Raw genomic sequence first — 19,692 nt, 5'->3', positions numbered from 1 at the left:
TACCTTTTTCTAACTAGTCTTTGAAAGTCATTTTTAATTCTTTTCTTACTTCAGATTTACCTACGTAAACTGTTTTCGCTCTCTTCTCTTCTGACATGCTTGCCCTCTTTCTGTAAAGCTTTATACTTTCTACCTCCCCCTCTGTTTTTCTGTTTATTCTGGAGTAAAGAGCTTTGACATAGCTGCAGCTTTACCAGAGTACGCGCAGCTTTTGCTTTGGAAAATCTCATTTCAAAAACATAGGAGATATAGATAGAGTAATTACAAACGTTCTGTAAAATCGGAAGCTCAAAAAGTCACTTAACCAGATTTATTCTCATAATAACAAGTACCTCAGTCCCAGTGCGAAAAACATTACTCCTGACATTACTGATGTAATCAGGCCGATCTGCCTGATACTTTCCACTTTAGCTGCGAGGCCCAGTGGCACCAGCAATATGAGATAATATGAGGTTCCAATAAAAAATCCTCCAAATAGTAGTATGCTGCCTGTAACATTGGTATAAGACAGAGCTGCGGACATCGCCAGAAGGAATGGAGGACACACATTGATTCCTGTCAAGAAGCCAAAGAAAGCAGGATAATTCACGTATTTTTTACTCAGCTTGCACAACCCGAAATGAGGCCATTTTTTTACCACCACGAAGGTTAGCATCAAGATGGACAGCATAATCATAGCAGTCCCTACGGCTCTGTTGAGCCATGGACCGTCTATCTGCTTGCCGAGAATTCCCAGGATCAAGCCGAAAAATAGGTAGGCAATTAGTCTACCCATTGCAAGCTCTCCAATGGATAGTATATTCTGCCGCAGCTTTCGATCTTCCGATAGGACAAATGGCACATATACAGGAGCGCAGGTGACCAGGCAGAAAATGCCCGTGGACAGTCCTAGCAGCATGCCCTGGGAAATCGCCTCTATGATCATTAACCACCGCTCATGACTTCGCCAGCAATGCAAAACCAGCGACAACGATGAGGACCATGTACAGATACATTACCCATATCCTGATATTCTTTTTGTCAATAGCCATTTCAGAACCTTCCATTATTACCAGTCAATAAGTAAATGCAATCATCCGAAACTCCCTATCTCACCGGTCATCAGGTAGTGTACAATCATCCATATGAAGCCTGACACAATAAGCAAGTTAAAGATAACTGCCAGCGGAATAAAACATAATCTAATTCTCTGGTCAGTAAACATCAGCTTGTAATCGATCGCACCTGCAGGACATTTGTCCATGCACTTTCCGCACTTAGCACACTCGATTGTCGTTTTTCCTTTCGCAAGCGATTCTTTGGTAATCGCGAACAGCTCACAACTTTTTACGCACAAGCCACATTTCTTGCAGAGGCTTGTGTCGATTTTTACCTTAAACGGATTGATGACCCCAATTATAGTATTGGCAGGCATAAGTGGACATATAAAGCTACAGAACAACCTTTTCTTTGTGAGCAACGGGCCTATCACCAGGAAGATTAGTCCACCAGTCACGAATATAAGTGCTGTAATCCACTGGAAAGTAGTCGTCACGCCAGGCGGGTCATATATTATCCGGAGTGGGCACATGAAAGCACAGAAGACAGGTATCAGAAAGACAGCACTGACCAGGACCAGGAACAGCATCAATGCATAAGGAAACAGCTTTGCCCATTTTGGCGGGTTTTCAAGAGGTATAATAGGCTTCTTTAATAGAGATGCGAAAAACTGATCCATCCATCCGAAGAAACATATCCAGCCGCACCACCCTCGTCCCAGGATAAGTACAAGACCAAGCCACATAAAGAGAACGGCAAACAGAGATGAGACCGGGGATGGAAAGACCATTTTTCCCTCGGTAAAGTATGGTACCGCTACGAACGGGATAGTGATCGGACAGATGGGAGCGCTAGTACTGTTCAGGATTTGATCGGTCAGCAGAATGCTGCCCCTATGCACTTCATGTTCCAGAGAGAGTGCTATAGTGAAAATTAAACCATCCATTACAACAAAAGTTACCATGCGGAGAAGGTTGACTCTACCAGTCCACAGGATGAAAAAAGTCAGTGCTGTACCTACTATGACAATAAACGCGGTGATTGCCAGATGAGCTGAAGAAGAATCTCCCTGTCCTACAAGAAAAAATATGATTAAACTAGTGATAACTGCCGCAGTAAAACTGACCGCGAAAGAATACTTTAAACGGTCTGTACCGCATTTGGCTCCTTTATTATCGCTTTTGTTTAATTGACACACTTGTTTACCTCATCTGGCACCAAAATATTGGGCATGTTAAATGATAAAAAGAATTTTTCCTGTCAATTATATAAAAACTTATCGAAGTTTTTTGGCAACATGTCCTGACCATTTCAGCGCCAGCTAGAAGTTACTACTGTTGTTTTCTGAGGCTTTAGAAACTGACTGACTTAAAAATTAATAAGTTAATGTTTGCTCAGAAAGGTCACATACTTGCGATTTGAGTATCGTTTTCACACGGTACTGATCAGGATTCTCTGAATGCAGGTAAGTTAAGAAAAGAGTGCAGTTAAACAACATGTATTGCATGACAAAATATCCAAACATTTGATTTCAGTTTACAGAAAAGTTGATACGCTTCCTATAGATAGGCTTAAAAGCTGAAAAATCGGAAGCTAAGAGAATGAAAATCTAAAAAATAAAACTTTGTAAAATTCCATCGCTGGAAATCACCGCTCAGCTGGGAACCATTTCAAATCTCTCTCCCGAGGGCATAATTATTGCTAGGATTATATAAAGGACAATACCAATTCCTTCCAGAGCAAGAGCTGCAAAAGCAAGTCTTATAAAGGTCGGGTCAATGCCAAAATATTCTCCCAACCCTCCACAGACTCCAAGGAGCATACGGTTTTTCTTGCTTTTAGTCAGGCGCTTTTTCATAGTGTAAGTAGTGCGTTTCTCTTCTCTGGCCTCTTCTCTGGCTTCTTCCCCGGCTTCCCCGGTTTCTTCCCTGACTTTCTCTCTAGCCTCTCTGGCGGCTTCCTCTTCTTTTTTCTCCCCAGGTTCTATAATGACTCTCTCTTCCATATCTATAGGCTTTGTCCAGGATTCTTTGGTATAACCAGTTTCAAGTTCTCCCGGAGCCTTGAATTCGCTTTCTTTTGGGATTTTTCTCTCTTCAAATATGGGGCTTCCTGTGGCTTCCTGTTTTTCCATGTCTCTCTCAGGTTTTGCCCAGGATTCCTCGGTATAGCCAGTTTCAAGTTCCCCTTGAGGTTTGAATTCACTTTTTTTCGGTTCTTCTCTTTCCAGAGGTGCAGTACTTCCGCCGATTTCCTCTGCGTTTTTTCCCTCAGGTCTCGCACCTGGTTCCTCTTTAGATTCGGCTTTAGGTACCCCTGGCGCTTCAAAAAAGTTTCCTTTAGTTACCTTTTTTTCTTGAGATTCGGGATTTTCCTGCATATTGTTTATTCTATTTTTTAGGATTTATATTATACTGGTACCTTTTCTATCTTCTTTACTATCTTCGTTTTCCTTCTATCGAACTTTTGAGTGTCTGAAAAGCCGCATCCATCCTCGTGATACTGTCTGAATTCGGTCCTATCAACTTCTTTGTGCTGCTTTTTCAGAGAGTCAAAATAAGGATTATAAAAAGTGCTAGGATAAAAAGGGCTTTCCAGTCACTTTTCTGCATTGAAAGCTCATGTATCGATGTTCTTCGACTTCCCTGGTAACACCTGCTCTCCATGGCTTCTGTCACTTCTTCGGCCAGGATGATCGACCTTCTTATAAGGGGCACTACAATTGCCGTGGTTCCCCGGCGCAGGTCGTGCCTGAAGTCAAGGCCCCGAGCGAGCTGGGCTGACCTGATAGTTGCTGCGTTTTCCAGAAAACTTGGGAGGAAGCGGATGGAAAGTGACATCATGGTGGCTAGGTCGAAGGAAGTCACTCCTAGGTAACGGAGCGGCAAGGGACGGAGCAAGCGCTCGATCCCGTTAGTAATCTGGCTCGGGAGGGTACTTGCCGTAAGGAGAGCAGCATAAAGCAGGAGTAGCCCAAAGCGTAAGGAAAGCAGTGCCCCTAGCCTCAGCCCCTCATAAGTAGGAGTAAACACCGGCAAGGGGACAATGGGAGTTCCTTTAGTTTCAAAAAGCTGAAAACAAAAGATGATGATAATAACGAAGAATAGGGGGCGGACCGATCTGAGCAAAAAGTAAAGGCGTACTCCCGAAATCCCGGTGAGCAGGAGGAAAAAAGCAATAAGTAATCCCATCCCGGCAAAACTCCCTTCCCTGAAGATGAGGATGCTCAGGCACATCACTGCCCCAAGCTTGGTCCTGGGGTCCAGCCTGTGCAGGAGGGAATTCCCGTAGACGTAGTTGAACGCAATTTCATACATTTTCCTGCATCACCGTCCCATCTATTTTTTCTGATATTTCCCTCTCTTTTTCCTGTCTAAGCTTTTGAAGTTCTTTCAAGGCCTCTTCTGCCGTAAAGATATCCTCCCTGAGGTTGGCTCCCTTCCTGTTCAGTTCTTTCATAAGCCTGGTAAGCAGGGGCACAGGGGAATGCCCTACCCGAAGGTATTCTTCAGGGCTGCCTGTAAACAAGATCTTGCCCTCTTCCATCGAAATGACCTTATGGGCGAAGGGCAGGATTTCTTCCATGTTGTGAGACACAACAATGATTCCAACTCCCTTTTTATGAATATTTTGAAGCCTTCCGAGCAACTTGGTTCGGCTTTCGGGGTCCAGACCCGCGGTGGGTTCGTCAAGCACAAGGTAGGTCGGACGAAGCGCCATGATTCCCGCAAGCGCAACTCTGCGTTTCTCCCCCCCGCTCAGGCTGAACGGAGAGCGGTTCAGGATCCTGGTATCAAGATGTACGAGAGACAGGGCATCATACACCCTTTCTTTAAGTTCTTCTCCCCGGATCCCAAAGTTCGAAGGGCCGAAGGCAATTTCCTTGTATACGGTTTCTTCGAAGAGCTGGTCTTGAGAATGCTGGAAAAGCATACCCACTTTTCTGCGCACTTCCCGGCTATTGGTGTCCAGGCCGTCCACAGTTACCCTACCGCTTTCGGGGGTGAGGATCCCGTTGAAATGTTTGATTAGTGTTGATTTTCCTGCCCCTGCGGTTCCGGAGATGACAGCAAATTCCCCTCTTGCGATCTCCAGGGAGACGTTTTCAAGGGCAGGCTTCCTTTTTTGGTTCCCGGGATAGGAATAGCTCAGATTTTCCACCTTGATTCCCATATCTCCTCCGCAAGATTTTCTATTGAATACAGCCGTGCCCAGTCAAATGAAAAGCCGCGGGATTCCAGGCTGTTCAGCAACTCCACGACCGGGGGGATTTCCAGACCAAATTTCTCCGTGTCAGGGTCTTTGAAAACAGTTTTTGGTTTCCCTTCCCGCACTATTTCCCCCCTGTCCATTACGATTATCCTGTCAGCATACAGGATTTCTTCGAGCCTGTGCGTCACATACACGATAGTTCGGGCTTCTCCCCTCAGCTTTTGAATGATTTCCCGGATCTGTTCCCTGGATTTTGAGTCTAGCATGGAAGTTATTTCGTCAAAAACAATACACTCGGATTTCATTGCAAGTGCCGAAGCGATAGCTGCGCACTGGCTCTGTCCTCCACTCAGGGTTTTTGGGGAATAGTTTTTGAAGTTATCAAGTCCTACCACTTCCAGAGCCCTGTCAACTCTTTCCTGGATTTCTTTTGGGGGCAGGGCAAGGTTTTCGGGCCCGAAAGCCACGTCTTCTTCCAGGGTGGTGCCCACAAACTGGGTGTACGGGTTCTGGAAGACCATACTCACGGTCTGCCGAATTTTGAGGAGATTTGAAGGATCTGCCGTGTCCATGCCATTTATGGATACTTTCCCTTCCATCGGCTTCAAAAGCCCATTCAGGTGCCGGACAAGGGTTGACTTCCCCGAACCGTTCCTGCCAACTATCCCAAGAAATTCTCCTCTTTCTATTTCGAGATTTATCTTTTTCAAGCCCTGTGTCCCATCAGGAAAATTGTAGCTAAGATCCTCTATCCTGATCATTATTTTTGACTCTTTGCTATTTTGGATTTTTACTTACTTTTTCAGATCCTGTACCTGGAAGCTATATAGGCGGCAATTGCCAGTTTCAGAAGGTCACCAAGAATAAATGGAAGCACTCCCAGGGTTATTGCTTGCAGGAGGTCAAGTTTGGCTACAATTGCCAGCTGGGTCATCCCCAGGGCATAGTCGATTACGAGCCCTATGCCCATATAAAGAGCATTTGAAAAGTAGTCGTTTTTTCCACTCTTCTCACTAAGATATCCTATTACAAACGCCGCAACTATGAAACCTATTATGTACCCGCCTGTGGGTCCCAGGATCACGCCGAGTCCTGAGGCACCTCCTGCAAAGACAGGCAGCCCGGCAATTCCCAGCAGAGCGTATATCAGCACGCTGAGAGTCCCCCATTTGCTCTTAAGCATGCTCCCTGCCAGGAAGACAAAGAGGGGCTGCATGGTAACTGGTACCGGAGAAAAGGGAAGTGGGATTTTAATGTACGCCCCCACTGCAATCATTGCAGCGAAAAGGGATGAAAACACTAATTTTCTAAGTTCCGAGGATTGGGTAATGCCGTATGTTTCATTTTTCCCTTTCATTCTTTTGTCTCTCCTGTTTCTATCTTTTCAAAGTTTAGTCCCGCATCCCGTATCATCTTCAGATCATTTTCTGGACTTCTACCTGCAGTGGTCAGGTAGTTCCCGAGCATCAACCCGTTGGCCCCGCAAAAAAGGGCAAGGGACTGCAGATCCCTGAGATTCTTTTCTCTTCCCCCGGCAAGCCTGATATTTTTCTCCGGTAGAGCGAGCCTGAAAAGAGCTATACTTTTAAGGATCTCCATCGGGGGCAGAGGTGTTGCATTTTCCATCGGAGTTCCCGGAATTGGGTTTAAGATGTTGATTGGCACTGAGTCTACGTCCAGTTCTTTCAGGGTAAGTGCCAGCTTTATCCGGTCTTGTATGCTCTCCCCAAGCCCCAAAATCCCTCCTGAACAGACTTCAAGCCCGGCTTCTTTTGCAGTCCTGATTGTCCGTATCCGGTCGGCATACGTATGTGTGCTACAGATGCGCCTGAAAAAGCTTTCCGAGCTTTCTAAGTTGTGATGAATTCTTGAAACCCCGGCTTCTTTCAGCTTCCCCGCCGATTCCGGGCTCAGGGCTCCGATTGACGCACAGACTTCAAGTCTCGTCCCGCTTTTTATCAGCCTCACGGCATCCAGGATGCTTTCAAGTTCCTCTAACTTCAGTTGGTTTCCACTTGTGACTATAGAAAATCGGTGTACTCCGGATTTTTCAGCGTTTTTTGCATCTTCAAGTAGCTTTTCGGGGCTTAGCAGTGGATATTCCCCGGTTTTTGCACAATGGTGAGCTGATTGGGCACAGAACTTGCAGTCTTCGGGGCAGCGCCCGCTTTTTGCGTTTGTAATTGCACAGAGGTCTACATTGTTTCCCAGCTTTGATCTCAAGCGGTTTGCGATGGAAAAGAGGTCGAAGAGGTCGGGCCCAGTAAGTGCCGCAAGCTTCATAAACTCCTCCTCTTCAATAGGGAGTTCCTTATTGAGTTTGTCTCTTATCGTAGGGATTATCCTAGCAGTCTCTTTCATTGTTAACCTCTTTCTATCCACCGGTTAACTATAAATCCGGGACTTGCTTATTAAAGTTTTCTCTCAACTCTAATGAAAGACAATCTATGTTCTCCTTTTTGCCAGGATCCAGAGGCTTTTTCTCTTCTCCGGGCGATAATTAAATATATAACTTATGCGGGTATTATGAATACTTCACCTGAAATACAGTTTTACTATCTGTTTCATGCTGTGTTCAGGAAGTTCATCGTGGGCGCGTGGCCTAGCCCGGATATGGCGGCAGCCTCCTAAGCTGTAAATCGGGGGTTCAAATCCCTTCGCGCCCGCTAATTTCGTTTAATCTATTTTTATCAGTTTTCTCCGGAGATAAAAGTCTATTTTCAAACTATAGTTTTTTCTGGATATTCTGCTTACTCAGAAGAAGAATCCGAGCTTCCTGAATACCAGGATATATCCATATAAACTATGGAAAATTTCTTATCTAGAAAGTGAGTATTCCCCTAGCATTACGCAGTAAAGTTTTATAAATCATAAGCCAGTGCAGTCTATTCTATAAGAAAACAAAATGCCACCTCAGAGGAAACACAAATTGATCCGGAAAGCCAGGGTAGATGACGTTGTTGTAATGAAGCAAATCATCAATACTTATTCGAAGGAAGAGCTAATGCTCGCCCGTTCGCTGAGTGAAATGTACGAGAACATCAGAGATTATTATGTCTGCGAGATTGATGGGGAAGTTGTGGGCTGCTGTGCCCTGCACGTGGTGTGGGAAGACCTTGCAGAAATACTTGCCCTTGCCGTTAATCCAATATTTGCAAGAAAAGGAATTGGTACAAAGCTTGTCTCAGCCTGCCTTGAAGACGCTGAAAACCTTGGTATGAAGGAAGTTTTCGCACTTACTTACGTGCCTAGCTTTTTCGAAACTCTTGGCTTTAAGGTTGTGGACAAGAACAGCCTTCCCAGAAAAATCTGGTCCGGCTGTTTGCGATGCCCCAAGTTTCCGGACTGTAATGAAATTGCTGTTCTTAAATCGATTAATTCTTAAATCGCTTCTGAAATCCTTTCCTTAAATCTTTATTTTCTATTTTTTTCCGAATTCAAGACTTTTAACTCGAAACTATATAATCTCGATTTACAATGTTTAAAATATATACAAATAACTAAAAATCAAAAATTATTTATTCAGGCAGTTTCATTTTTAGGGTATCCTAATTATTGGGTCTGGAGTCAGGCATGAGATGATATCAATGAATATAGATCGATTTGAAGAATATCTTGAAACTATTCTTTACCTCATTAGAAAGAACCAGAGCCCTGCAAAGACCAAACAGATCTCTGAAGAACTCAACGTATCTCCGCCAAGTGTAACAGAAATGATAAAAAAGTTATACTCTTCGGGTCTTGTAGAGTATACACCCTATCAGGGAGTTGAATTGACAGAAAAAGGAACTGATCAGGCTCTCCGGATCAAAAGGAAACATCAAGTGCTTGAAACTTTTCTGGTTGATGTCCTTGATTTCGATCGAAAGGAAGCCCATAAAGAAGCCTGCGAGCTTGAGCATGCTGTTTCTGATGCTGTACTTGAAAAGATCTACGAATTTCTGGGATGTCCCGAATATTGTCCTGACGGGAATCCTATCAACGTTGATAAAAATAATATCAGGCTAGAGGAAAAAGTCATCCCACTTGATGAAATGGAAGAGGGGAGTTCAGGCAAAGTTGCCCGGGTAACCCTTCCAAGAGAGACGAAAGAGCGCCTTACCTCCCTTGGTATTCTTACGGGGGAAGATATTGAGGTCAGGCGCAAGCAGAAACAGGGCTGTATTTCGGTTATAGCAGTGGGGTCCGAAATTGCCCTCGGAAAAGATATCGCAAAAAAGATTTTCATAGCTCCGAAAAGCAAAAGCTTGTAAAAGGGCAGAGAAGGCATAAAACTGGCGTGGAGTAAGATAACCGGAGACGTGATGGGAATTTCCAGCTCATGCTGTACTTCCGGAAGCGAAAGTAAGAGCGAAACTCCTTATGATCTGACAATCGCTTTCATAGGGAACCCAAGCGTTGGGAAAAGTGTTTTCTTCAGCAGACTCACCGGGGTAGGTGTAGAGGTATCGAATTATCCTGGTACGACAGTTGCACTTAAGAGAGGAATTGTAAAGGCCCGGGGAAAAACTATTGAAGTAGTTGACCTGCCAGGGATTTATTCCCTTGGAGTCACAAACGAAGATGAGAAGGTAACAAAAAGATTTCTTATTGAGGACAAACCTGATATCATCATCAATGTCCTTGATGCAAGTAGACTTGAGAGAAATCTGTACCTGACTCTGCAACTTCTGGAACTCAATATCCCTATGGTTGTTGCGCTAAATCAAGTGGATCTGGCTGCAGACCTCGGTTTCCTCGTTGATGCGGACGAACTCTCTGAACTGCTTGGTTTGCCTGTAGTGCCAACGGTCGCGACCTGGGGAGTAGGGCTAGATGAGGTAATGCTTGTAGCCCTTGCAGAACAAGGTAAAACTCAGGAGCATCACCATGTAAGGTATAGCCAATGGATCAGGCAGGCTCTTTCCAGCCTAGACTATGCTTTTCCCGATATTCCTCCAAGAGTAAAAACTGCAGCTCTATTAAATGATGCCGAGTTTGTAGAACTCTGCTGTATGCCGCCTGAGGCTAATGCCCTTCTTTCTTCTGCCAGGCGATTAAGGCAGAATCTGGAGATGCAACATGGAATTTCGGTACCTGATACGGTTGCAAGAGATCTCTATGGGGAAGCCGGATATATTGTGGACAGTGTGGTTTCAAGGTTTGAGCCTAAAAAAAGTTTGAGAGATCGAGTGGATGCCATTCTTACCTCCCCTAACTTTGGAATTGCAGTGCTCGTATCTGCCCTGCTTATTACCTTCCTCCTTGTTTTCCGTGTAGGAGGTTTCCTTGAGACCTGGATTGTGAATGAGATCTTTGAGCCTCATGTGATTCTGCCTGCAGAGGCCGCAACTTCAGGCATGTCGCCTATACTGAGAAACTTAATCGTGTATTCTCTTCGCGGAGTAGAGGCAGGATTCGCAATTGCAATTCCTTATATTGCAGTTTTTTATGCCATTCTTTCCATATTCGAGGATTCGGGTTATCTTACTAGAGCAGCTTTTCTGCTGGACAATCTTGCGCATAAGCTTGGGCTCCACGGAAGAGCCGTGATCCCGCTGGTTCTTGGCTTTGGATGCAACGTCCCTGCGATTATGGCAGTGCATGCCCTTGGCACGCGGCGGGAAAAGAGGATAGCTTCCCTACTTATATCTCTCATTCCCTGCTCTGCAAGAACTGTTATTATCCTGGGGCTTGTGGGAACTTTTGTAGGGTTCTGGCCTGCAGTTTCAATCTATGTTCTGGAAGTCCTTATTATTGCTGTCGTGGGCTGGATTCTTGGAAAGGGCCTGCCTGGTCAAAAAAGCGGTTTTATTATGGAAATGACTCCTCTAAGAAAGCCAGAGTTAAAATCAACTCTCAGGAAGACATGGATGAAAAGCCGGGAATTTTTATATATCGCTTTTCCACTTCTGCTCGTTGGAAGTGCTTTTCTCGGTGTTGCCGATGCCTTAGGCCTTCTTTCGATCTTCCAGGACTTTGTAGAGCCCATATCCGTTGGCCTGCTGGGTCTCCCAGCATTTGCAGCAACAGCTCTGGTTTTTGGGATACTTCGAAAGGAAATGGCCCTCCAAATCCTTGCCGTACTTGCAGGTACAGCCAACTTTGCAGCCGTAATGACACCTGTCCAGATGTATCAGTTTGCTGTAATTACGACCATTTATGTCCCATGCGTGGCAACGATTGCAGTACTGAAGCATGAGCTTGGAATGAAGGATACGGCTTTGATAGTCCTTTTCACTGTATTCCTGGCTCTTGGGGTGGGTATTCTGATCCGAATTATTGGGCCTTATTTTTTACTAACTTAAATATTTTCTTACTTACCTTAGCCTCGAAAAGCAGTTTTATTTTCTTATTGGCTAAATCGGTTATTTTTTAAAAGGAAAGGTTCTCAATGCCGGGCACAACATTTATATGTTAATAAGGTTGTTCCCTCTATTTCGGGGTATTTTGCTTTTAACACAAATTATTTATATTTGATACATCGTGTTTATTTCCGATGACCAGAATTACCAATCACTTACACAAAAACGTGTTGAGTGTTATTATGGATATAATTGAAATGGATCATTTTCGTGAGCCAGAGCTTGAGGAGGTTCAATTTTTCCTTGAAAGCATCGGAACCCACGGTTCTATTGTTAATGAAACTGCTGCGGAAATGGACTGCACCTCTTCCAGAATTCAATCAAGGGAGAATGTACTGGTCGATTTTGAGGGCTCCTTTTCATCCATTAACTAACACTTCCCCTTAAAAAATTTTCATCCCCTTATTGAAATCCAATTCTTTAACTCCTTATATTTTAAAGTTAAGCTTGGGTTTCATTCCCTATTTTCGCGATATTATCAACCTTTTCTCTTAGGATTTGTCCATGGATCTATCCTATATTTGAATATTATTCTCGCTCGACTTGCTCAGGGATGCGGGATGTAAACCGGTATTTCCTATTTATTGTTTTTTTACAAAGGATATGTCGAAAATTATTTATCTAAATTCTTATTCGGTTTATTATTCTCTTTTATTTCATGACTTTTTTATTCCTAGTTCTCTGTTATTTTCCTTTATTGCCCTTTTATTATTTCCTTAAAAACCTGTATTTCATTTCTGGAAATTTTTTCTCTCGGCTTTCCTGCGTCTCCAGCTAGTTTCTGTGAAATATTTCGACAAAAATTAATAAAATGATCTTCTTGTTATTACGTGCTATAGGGCCGGAAAAACTATCGATTACCATATATATTTAAAGTAAGATTACATGTACTTTGTACATATTATTTAAATTCCTATGATCTAATCAATTTAATTATATTGTGCTGATCTGCCTTGTCACCAGAAAATTCCAGGCAGTCAGGAACTCGGAACCCGAATTTATCATAAGAGGTACTTTTATGAGAACTGGACAGAGGGACGTGCATAATACACCGCTTAAAAGGCGACTATCGATAACCTATGAGGAGCTCGAGACTCTCAAGAAATCGATTAAGGTTTCGGTTCTCAATGAACTGCGGGCCGAAATGGAAAATGATTCCGATCCGGACTCCATCAAGGATCTTGTTCTCTCCGAAATCAGGACAGAGCTTATGGGAATCCCTAACCCTGCTTTACTCAAAGCTTCAATCCTCAATGAATTAAAAACTGAACTGAAAGTATCAGGGGAAAATGACCCGGGAATGGTTGACCGGAAGCTGAGGGAACTTGCAGGCATTCAGGATGGGCTCGTCCGTGAACTGCTCGACCAGAAAACGCTTATTAAAAAATTAGAAACGCAGATCGGAGATCTCGCTAAACAGCTGGAGGATGCGAAAAAGACCACTCCCGTTGCTCCACCTTCCGTTGTTCCATCTTCTATTACTCTAGCTCTCCCTGAAGATCCTTTGGACCTTCCACCTCTTTCCAGAAAATCCAAACAAAATTCTGAGCTCAGAAAAGAAAACCCGGCATACAGACGGGGTCAATTCAAGGAAGCTCCTGCCTTCCTACCAGGTACAGGTGCAAAGGTTCAGCTGAAGTTCAGGGAGGTCGAGCCAACAGAGCTTGATAGAGAAGAAGCCGAAACCAAATGTGAATATATTATTGCAGAAAGCGGTGATAAAAGAGGGCTTAGAGGCACTATGAGACAGGGGCCTCCGATTAGAGAACCTGCCAGGCAACAACCATCGATTAGAACACAGTTCCGACAGCAAGCTCCTAGACCATCGTTCCCTGAAAGGCAGCCCTCTGCTGTTAGGACAGATCCTGCGAAAACTCAATCTGCAGATGATTATAAATGTGAATATATAATCGCCGAGAGGCCTTCAAAAAAGCATTTGATAGAGGAGTCCGTGGACGTACGGGAAAACGAGGATGCTGAACTTATTACATGTAGCCGGAAAAGTTCTCGTGCGTAATAAAGCTTAAAAGACAGAAACTTTCTCAAAAACGTAAAATTGCAGAGGCATTCTGTGTATATAAAAGAGATTGAATTTGTTAATTTTAAGTCTTTCGGAAAAAAAGTAAAGATTCCCTTTTATAATGACTTTACTACAATTTCGGGCCCGAATGGGAGTGGGAAGTCTAACATAATAGACGGGATTCTTTTTGCACTGGGGCTCACCAGTTCAAGGACTCTTCGGGCTGAAAAACTTACCGATCTGATTTACAACGGTGATACATCAAAAAAGCCTGACTTTGCTCAGGTCACGATCCGTTTTGACAACTCTGACCATAAGTTACCTCTGGAACTTGATGAGGTTGAAGTCTCAAGAAAGATCCGGCGGACGAAAAGCGGATACTATAGCTATTTTTATTTTAATGGAAAAGCCGTAAGTCTTGGAGAAATCCATTCCCAGCTTGCAAAAGCTGGAATAACGCCTGAAGGTTACAATGTGGTTATGCAGGGAGATGTTACGCAGATTATCTCCATGTCCTCTGTAGAAAGAAGAAAGATTATCGATGAAATCGCAGGGGTTGCAGAATTTGATGAACGTAAGCAAAAGGCGCTTGGGGAACTGGAAATTGTAAGACAGCAAATTGAGCGTGTGGATATAATCCTTGAAGAGGTACGCACTCAGCTAGAAAAACTGGCAGGGGAACGCGACCAGGCTTTAAAATACCAGGCACTTAAGGCTGAAAAAGTCAAATTTGAAGGATATGTCCTTCTGTCTAAACTCAAGGACGCAAGGGCTGAACTGCAGAATGTGGATAAGGAACTTGCAGGAAAGGAAGAACATCTCGAAAAAGTCCAGCTCCTTCTGAACGAAAGAATGCAGGAGCTTCAGGCCCTTGAAGAAGCCCTGGAAAGTCTTTCTCTTGAGATTCGGAAAAAAGGAGAGGATGAACAGCTTCAGATTAAGAAGGATATCGAAGAGACTAAAGGAGAAATTTCTCGCTGTGTAGATAGTATCGAGCTTTCGGAATCTGAACTTGAGGAAGCTGACTCCAGGCGCAGGAAAGCCTTTGTAGATATCGATTCCACCAAGGGCAAGGTCGGGGAACTCGAAGAAAAAATTGAAACCGAAAACCTTAGAAAAGATAGCATTTCTTCCGAACTTTCCGAGCGCAAAACCGAGCGCATGCTGCTCCAGAGTAGGATTGCGGATGTAGACGCAAAATTTGCTGCTACACGAGACGAACTCATGGCTGCCAGGAAGAAGCTTGAGGATGTAAAAAACGAGAAAAACGAGCTAATCCGAACCGAGGATAGGCTTCTTGATACCCTCCGGAGAAAATCTTCGGAACTCCGGGAGATTGAAAACCAGATAAGGGACGCCGAAGCAGCTGTTGCTACTTCTGACAGTGATACGCTTTCTGTCAGGTACGAGCTTGAAAAGCTTTCCGAAAACTTGGAATCCCTTATTCGTGATCGTGATGATATCGAAAGCAGCCATTTCAGGATAAAGGAAGATATCAGGAAACTTGAGAGCCGGCTTCACAGTCTACAGCAGGAATACACGATTACGGAAGCAAGAGTGCGTGCTTCTGAACAGGGCAGAGGCTTTTCCAGGGCTGTGGAGAGTGTGATACTAGCTGCAAGACAGGAAGACCTTTTCGGAATTCATGGAACTATTGCCCAGCTTGGAAGAGTGGACAGGCAATACTCCACAGCTCTGGAGATTGCTGCAGGAAACCGGATGCAGGCTATTGTAGTGGATACAGATGCAGATGCTACTGAAGCAATTGAATATCTCAAGCGCAGAAAAGAAGGGCGAGCTACTTTCCTTCCTCTCAACAAAATGAAAGCACCTAGACCGCTTGAAAATCTCAGTTATGAAAACGGAGTAATAGGGTACGCAATTGACCTTATCGAATTTGATTCCCATTTTGAGCCTGCTTTCTGGTATGTTTTCCAGGACACTCTTGTTATGGAAAACCTTGCAAGTGCCCGCCGCCTCATGGGAAAGGCAAGAATGGTAACCCTTGAAGGTGAACTTCTGGAGAAAAGTGGAGCAATGGTAGGAGGGTCAGTCTCCTCTAAATCGGGAATTTCTTTTGCGGCTGCAGAAAAAGATAAACTGCTTGAACTTGCAGAGGAAATTAAGTCCTTGGATGCGAGCCGAAATGCAGCCATAAGCAAGCAGGACAACATCGAAAGCCATCTTTTCGAGTTGAGCCGGAAAATTCGGGACTGTGAGGCTACGATTTCAAGAAAGGAGCACCAGCTTGAGGAAATCGCAGGCAGGGAGACAAAACTTGCTGAACTTCTTGAATCCAAACAAGCTGACCTTAAAGCAATTGAGGAATCCAGAACCGAATTAGGGGCTGAAATGGAAAGGGTAATTGCGGAAAAAGCCGACAAGGAAAAGGTTGTCTTCGAACTTGAGACGCAGATCTCCGAACTTGAAGCAAAACTTGCGGATTCTCCTCTACCTGAAATCAATAAGAAGCTAGAATTCGTTGATGAGGAACTGCGCAGGCTTGAGGGGCGCATCCGGGATACTGAAGCTACCCTGAACGCCTTGGAGCTTGAAAAAGAATATGCAGAACAGAAGATTGCCGAAGCGAAGGAACTTATCAGAGAGCTTGATGAGAAGAAAGCTTCAAAACTGGAGAAAGTTCACTCTCTTAAAATAAAAATAAAGGAATTTGAAGAAAAGCTCGAGGAAAAGAAAGCCAGGGAATTTGAACTTTCGGATGAACTTCTAGGGCTCCAGCAAGAACGGGAGAAAGTTCAGGCCGAATACAATGCGGTCAAGCGTAGGGTAAGTATTGCGTCGACTACGCTTGAAAAAGCAAAGCAGCAGGTACTTACGCTCACAGCTACGAGAAATGCTCTTTTTGACCAGGAAAAGCAGTTTCTTGAAGAAATTCTCAAAAGAGGCATAGAGGAAACTGATGAAGTTCCGAATTACGAGACCGTTTACATGCGGATTCAGGCAATAGATGAAGCTCTCCGGCGGCTTGAGCCCGTAAACATGCGAGCAATTGACGAGTACAATGAGGTAGAATTAAGGCTTTCGGATTTACAGGAAAAACGGGATATTCTCTTTACCGAGAGAGAGCAGCTCCTTGAGCGCATCGACCAATATGAGCAGTTAAAGCGGGATGCGTTTATGGAAGCTTACACGGGCATTAATTCCAATTTCAAGGAGATTTTCCATGAGCTTTCTGACGGCATGGGTGAACTCTTGCTCGATGACCCTGATGACCCTTTTGCAGGGGGTATGACTCTTCGGGCGCAGCCCAAGGAAAAAACTCTCCAAAGAATCGAGGCAATGTCTGGAGGAGAAAAAAGTCTTACCGCACTTGCTTTCATTTTTGCCATCCAGCAATACCGTCCTGCTCCTTTCTATGCTTTTGATGAAATTGATATGTTTCTGGACGGCTGGAATGTGGAAAGGGTTTCAAGGCGTGTTAAAACCTCTGGATCAAAAGTCCAGTTTATTGTTGTCTCCTTAAGAAAACCTATGATTCAGGCCGCTTCCAGGACGATAGGAGTTACAATGCAGGAAAATAACCTTACCAGCATTACCGGGGTGAAGCTTAATGGCTGAACTTATGAATAATGCTGGGGCAGCGTTTGAACTTCCTCAACTCCAAGCTCGTAAGGTTAGTGAATCCGGGGAAAACGACTATCTTTTTGCGGATCCAGAAACTTATGGGCTGCCAGGTACTCTTTCGTGCCTTGGAATTGATTGGAACTTGCTTGATATTTCGGAGTTTGAGACATACGAACCCTTGGGTATACTGGTTGAGCTTGCAAGAGGCGGAAAGATCGATCCTTGGGATATTGATATCGTACAGCTTACTGACAGTTTCCTGGGAAGAGTGGAAGAGCTCAAGAAGATGGACCTTAGAATTTCTTCAAGGACACTTCTTTATTCTGCTATTCTTCTTCGCATGAAATCTTTGGGAATCCTTGAGGTCGAGGAGGAAGAGATCGATGAGTTTGAGTCTGATTTTCCTGACGATTTCGATTCCCCTAAGCCTGAGGAGTTTCCTATTCCGAAGCTTCCTGTCCGGCGCATTTCCACAAGGCCAGTAACACTCAATGAACTAATTCTTGAACTCAAAAAAGCCGAAAAAAGCCTCTCAAGAAAAAAAGAAAAAAAAGCCAGCAAGGTTTCAGAAGAATCCAATCTTCGTCCTCAGCTTACTACAGGGGATGTATTGGGCATTGCTCATGACGAGGCTATTAGCTCTCGGCTGTCCCTGATGTGGGAAAGGCTTGCCGAACTATTTACGAAGCAGTCTGTAGTAGCCTTTTCCAGTTTTCTGGAAATAAGCGAAGACCGGATTATGGATTATCTTTCTCTTCTTTTCCTTGCCTCAAGCAGGAAGATCTGGCTTTTCCAGAACGAATTTTTCGAGGAACTATATATCTATCCGGGAGAGGAATCCGGCTTCTCCACTGAAGCAAATCCACCTCTTTTTCATAAGATGGTAACACAATCAAGAGCCGAACTTCCAAAAACTGAAATTGAAGGCTCTTCGGGACAGGAGTCTACAGTGGAAATCTATACACACGAAAATCTGGATGAAGAGCCTAAGTTAACCGCACCTTGAATATTATTTACACTTCGGAGCACCATCTTATTTAAAAAATGTATAAATTATTGATTAAATCCATCCTATTATTAATTAATCTGAATAAAGAATATTTTTATTCTTTTTCTGGAAGTGAGATTTATGAGTGAGCTTGAGATCGTCGAAGCCGCGCTTTTTGCTGCTGGCAGGGCAGTAAGCCTCGAAAAGCTTACGAAAATCACAGGAAAACCCAAGAAAGCCGTTCTTTCGGCAATACAGATATTGACAGAAGCTTATTCTTCCCGAGGATCCAGTATAGAAATTCTTGATCTTGGGGAGCGATATGTCATGCAGGTTAAGCCTGAATACTCCGAGCTTATGCGGGAAGTTGCTCCAAAAGAGCTTTCAGCCCCGAAACTTCGTACTCTTTCTATGATTGCCTATCACCAGCCCCTGCTCCAGTCAGATCTTATTGATATGAGGGGAAGCGGAGCTTATGACCATATAAAGGACCTTATAGAACGAGGCTTTGTAGAATCCGTGCCTTGTGGGAGAAGCAGGCAGCTTTCCACAACCCCTCTTTTTGCAGATTATTTCGGACTTAAAAGAAATGATCCGAGTGCCATAAAAGAGAAAATCCTTGAACTTTTGAAATCTCAGGGCGAGCAGAGTGAAATCAATCTCTGGATAGGAAAGAAGACCATTGCAGTAACTCCCATGTATGAATCTCTTATGAATATGTGCGGGATCAGGGAATACTTCGTAGTAAATGCCTATTCACCCTCAAAGGAAGAAATTTCCCACCTGCTTGAGGCAGACGTGGTCGTGATTTCGGCCGGGTACGCCGATAATGTACGGCAGTATTGCGATGGAGAAATCCTTGAGATGCATTCAACAACTTTTGAAGACCTCATAGAAGCAATCGCCCTACTCGCTGAAGAACTTCCTGATGAAGTGGACCTCAAAATAGTGGAGAACAGTATTAAGAAAATTAACGATACTAGGGAGAGATATACTTCTTCTGCTGTTCTTATTGAGAAAAAGGTAAAGCCGGCAACTGAAATGGTTTCAAGAATCGTAAACGACCTTTCTCTTGGAATTTCCGCAGATGGAGTTCTTATCGCACCTGACTATGGTATTTCAAAAAGCGGGGTTAAAATCGAAAAAGGAGCTCAGATCCTGATACCCACTCACCGTAGTGTTGAAGGTGACCTTCTCCAGAGAGTCTGTGTAAAGTATGATTCTATTCTTGAAGGTCTCAAGAAGTTTGAAAACTCTGGTTCCTGAAATGATAAATAGCTTCCTTTTATATATTTAATTTTTTTTGAATTACGGGCGCCTTTAATTTAAGTTTTTCTGTTGTATTTATATCCTATATATAGTGTATTTATATAGGATACTGGGTATTTAACTATAGCCTTATATACTGGTTAGAGAATATTACCTTTGCTTTATATACTGAGGGTTGACTAATGAGCGAATCTAGCATCAAGATCGAAAATGTGGTTGCATCCACCAAACTCGCT

At 43.8% G+C, this 19,692-nt stretch carries 16 protein-coding genes and 1 tRNA gene; 9 read left to right on the top strand and 8 right to left on the bottom strand.

The window, feature by feature from the left end:
- Positions 1-316: 316 nt before the first annotated feature.
- From BP861_RS13695 to bioB, 8 genes are all read right to left on the bottom strand, one after another.
- Complete coding sequence (locus BP861_RS13695) at positions 317-925, bottom strand: sulfite exporter TauE/SafE family protein (RefSeq protein WP_292376452.1); 609 nt, start codon at positions 923-925, stop codon at positions 317-319.
- 147 nt (positions 926-1,072) lie between these two features.
- Positions 1,073-2,236, bottom strand: a complete 1,164-nt coding sequence (locus tag BP861_RS13690; RefSeq protein ID WP_292376450.1) for a 4Fe-4S binding protein — start codon at positions 2,234-2,236, stop codon at positions 1,073-1,075.
- Positions 2,237-2,692: 456 nt separating this feature from the next.
- Positions 2,693-3,418, bottom strand: a complete 726-nt coding sequence (locus BP861_RS13685; RefSeq protein ID WP_292376448.1) for a PspC domain-containing protein — start codon at positions 3,416-3,418, stop codon at positions 2,693-2,695.
- A 163-nt stretch (positions 3,419-3,581) separates the two neighbouring features.
- Positions 3,582-4,355 carry an energy-coupling factor transporter transmembrane component T family protein gene (locus BP861_RS13680; RefSeq protein ID WP_292376446.1) on the bottom strand — a complete coding sequence of 258 codons (774 nt, stop codon included), beginning with the start codon at positions 4,353-4,355 and terminating at the stop codon, positions 3,582-3,584.
- On the bottom strand, positions 4,348-5,211 hold the full coding sequence (locus BP861_RS13675) for an ATP-binding cassette domain-containing protein (RefSeq protein ID WP_292376444.1): 864 nt from the start codon (positions 5,209-5,211) through the stop codon (positions 4,348-4,350). The genes BP861_RS13680 and BP861_RS13675 overlap by 8 nt, the downstream gene beginning before the upstream one ends.
- Positions 5,187-6,011, bottom strand: a complete 825-nt coding sequence (locus BP861_RS13670; RefSeq protein WP_292376442.1) for an energy-coupling factor transporter ATPase — start codon at positions 6,009-6,011, stop codon at positions 5,187-5,189. The genes BP861_RS13675 and BP861_RS13670 overlap by 25 nt, the downstream gene beginning before the upstream one ends.
- Positions 6,012-6,052: 41 nt before the next feature.
- A complete protein-coding gene (locus BP861_RS13665) occupies positions 6,053-6,607 on the bottom strand; it encodes a biotin transporter BioY (RefSeq protein WP_292376439.1) in 555 nt (184 codons plus the stop codon).
- The gene (gene bioB, locus BP861_RS13660; RefSeq protein WP_292376437.1) at positions 6,604-7,611 is read right to left on the bottom strand and encodes a biotin synthase BioB; all 1,008 of its coding nucleotides are present in this window, start codon (positions 7,609-7,611) and stop codon (positions 6,604-6,606) included. Before bioB ends, BP861_RS13665 begins: the two co-directional genes overlap by 4 nt.
- Before the next feature lie 230 nt (positions 7,612-7,841).
- Between bioB and BP861_RS13655 the strand changes: the two genes are divergently transcribed.
- From BP861_RS13655 to scpB, 9 genes are all read left to right on the top strand, one after another.
- Positions 7,842-7,916 (top strand) — tRNA-Arg (locus BP861_RS13655).
- A gap of 239 nt (positions 7,917-8,155) precedes the next feature.
- The gene (locus BP861_RS13650; protein WP_292376436.1) at positions 8,156-8,635 is read left to right on the top strand and encodes an N-acetyltransferase; all 480 of its coding nucleotides are present in this window, start codon (positions 8,156-8,158) and stop codon (positions 8,633-8,635) included.
- 193 nt (positions 8,636-8,828) lie between these two features.
- Complete coding sequence (locus tag BP861_RS13645; protein WP_292376434.1) at positions 8,829-9,503, top strand: DtxR family transcriptional regulator; 675 nt, start codon at positions 8,829-8,831, stop codon at positions 9,501-9,503.
- Positions 9,504-9,551: 48 nt separating this feature from the next.
- The gene (gene feoB, locus BP861_RS13640) at positions 9,552-11,537 is read left to right on the top strand and encodes a ferrous iron transport protein B (protein ID WP_292376433.1); all 1,986 of its coding nucleotides are present in this window, start codon (positions 9,552-9,554) and stop codon (positions 11,535-11,537) included.
- 239 nt (positions 11,538-11,776) lie between these two features.
- Positions 11,777-11,968, top strand: coding sequence for a hypothetical protein (locus BP861_RS13635; protein WP_292376431.1), 192 nt, complete (start codon positions 11,777-11,779; stop codon positions 11,966-11,968).
- 644 nt (positions 11,969-12,612) lie between these two features.
- A complete protein-coding gene (locus BP861_RS13630; RefSeq protein WP_292376429.1) occupies positions 12,613-13,611 on the top strand; it encodes a hypothetical protein in 999 nt (332 codons plus the stop codon).
- A gap of 54 nt (positions 13,612-13,665) precedes the next feature.
- Positions 13,666-17,193, top strand: coding sequence for a chromosome segregation protein SMC (gene smc / locus BP861_RS13625; RefSeq protein ID WP_292376427.1), 3,528 nt, complete (start codon positions 13,666-13,668; stop codon positions 17,191-17,193).
- A complete protein-coding gene (locus tag BP861_RS13620) occupies positions 17,186-18,205 on the top strand; it encodes a segregation/condensation protein A (RefSeq protein WP_292376425.1) in 1,020 nt (339 codons plus the stop codon). The genes smc and BP861_RS13620 overlap by 8 nt, the downstream gene beginning before the upstream one ends.
- 123 nt (positions 18,206-18,328) lie before the next feature.
- Complete coding sequence (gene scpB / locus BP861_RS13615) at positions 18,329-19,453, top strand: SMC-Scp complex subunit ScpB (RefSeq protein ID WP_292376423.1); 1,125 nt, start codon at positions 18,329-18,331, stop codon at positions 19,451-19,453.
- The last annotated feature ends 239 nt before the right edge of the window (positions 19,454-19,692 follow it).

Origin of the sequence: Methanosarcina sp. UBA411, assembly GCF_002495725.1 — an archaeon.
In the GTDB taxonomy this organism is placed as follows: domain Archaea; phylum Halobacteriota; class Methanosarcinia; order Methanosarcinales; family Methanosarcinaceae; genus Methanosarcina.
The sequence above is the reverse complement of the archived record's forward strand: the minus strand, read 5'-3'. Positions and strand labels throughout refer to the sequence as shown.

Excerpts from the sequence above, each read along its gene's own strand:
- BP861_RS13695 (WP_292376452.1), bottom strand. The coding sequence starts at position 925 with ATGATCATAGAGGCGATTTCCCAGGGCATGCTGCTAGGACTGTCCACG.
- BP861_RS13685 (WP_292376448.1), bottom strand. The coding sequence starts at position 3,418 with ATGCAGGAAAATCCCGAATCTCAAGAAAAAAAGGTAACTAAAGGAAAC.
- BP861_RS13680 (WP_292376446.1), bottom strand. The coding sequence starts at position 4,355 with ATGTATGAAATTGCGTTCAACTACGTCTACGGGAATTCCCTCCTGCAC.
- BP861_RS13675 (WP_292376444.1), bottom strand. The coding sequence starts at position 5,211 with ATGGGAATCAAGGTGGAAAATCTGAGCTATTCCTATCCCGGGAACCAA.
- BP861_RS13670 (WP_292376442.1), bottom strand. The coding sequence starts at position 6,011 with ATGATCAGGATAGAGGATCTTAGCTACAATTTTCCTGATGGGACACAG.
- BP861_RS13665 (WP_292376439.1), bottom strand. The coding sequence starts at position 6,607 with ATGAAAGGGAAAAATGAAACATACGGCATTACCCAATCCTCGGAACTT.
- bioB (WP_292376437.1), bottom strand. The coding sequence starts at position 7,611 with ATGAAAGAGACTGCTAGGATAATCCCTACGATAAGAGACAAACTCAAT.
- BP861_RS13650 (WP_292376436.1), top strand. The coding sequence starts at position 8,156 with ATGCCACCTCAGAGGAAACACAAATTGATCCGGAAAGCCAGGGTAGAT.
- BP861_RS13645 (WP_292376434.1), top strand. The coding sequence starts at position 8,829 with ATGATATCAATGAATATAGATCGATTTGAAGAATATCTTGAAACTATT.
- BP861_RS13635 (WP_292376431.1), top strand. The coding sequence starts at position 11,777 with ATGGATATAATTGAAATGGATCATTTTCGTGAGCCAGAGCTTGAGGAG.
- BP861_RS13630 (WP_292376429.1), top strand. The coding sequence starts at position 12,613 with ATGAGAACTGGACAGAGGGACGTGCATAATACACCGCTTAAAAGGCGA.
- BP861_RS13620 (WP_292376425.1), top strand. The coding sequence starts at position 17,186 with ATGGCTGAACTTATGAATAATGCTGGGGCAGCGTTTGAACTTCCTCAA.
- scpB (WP_292376423.1), top strand. The coding sequence starts at position 18,329 with ATGAGTGAGCTTGAGATCGTCGAAGCCGCGCTTTTTGCTGCTGGCAGG.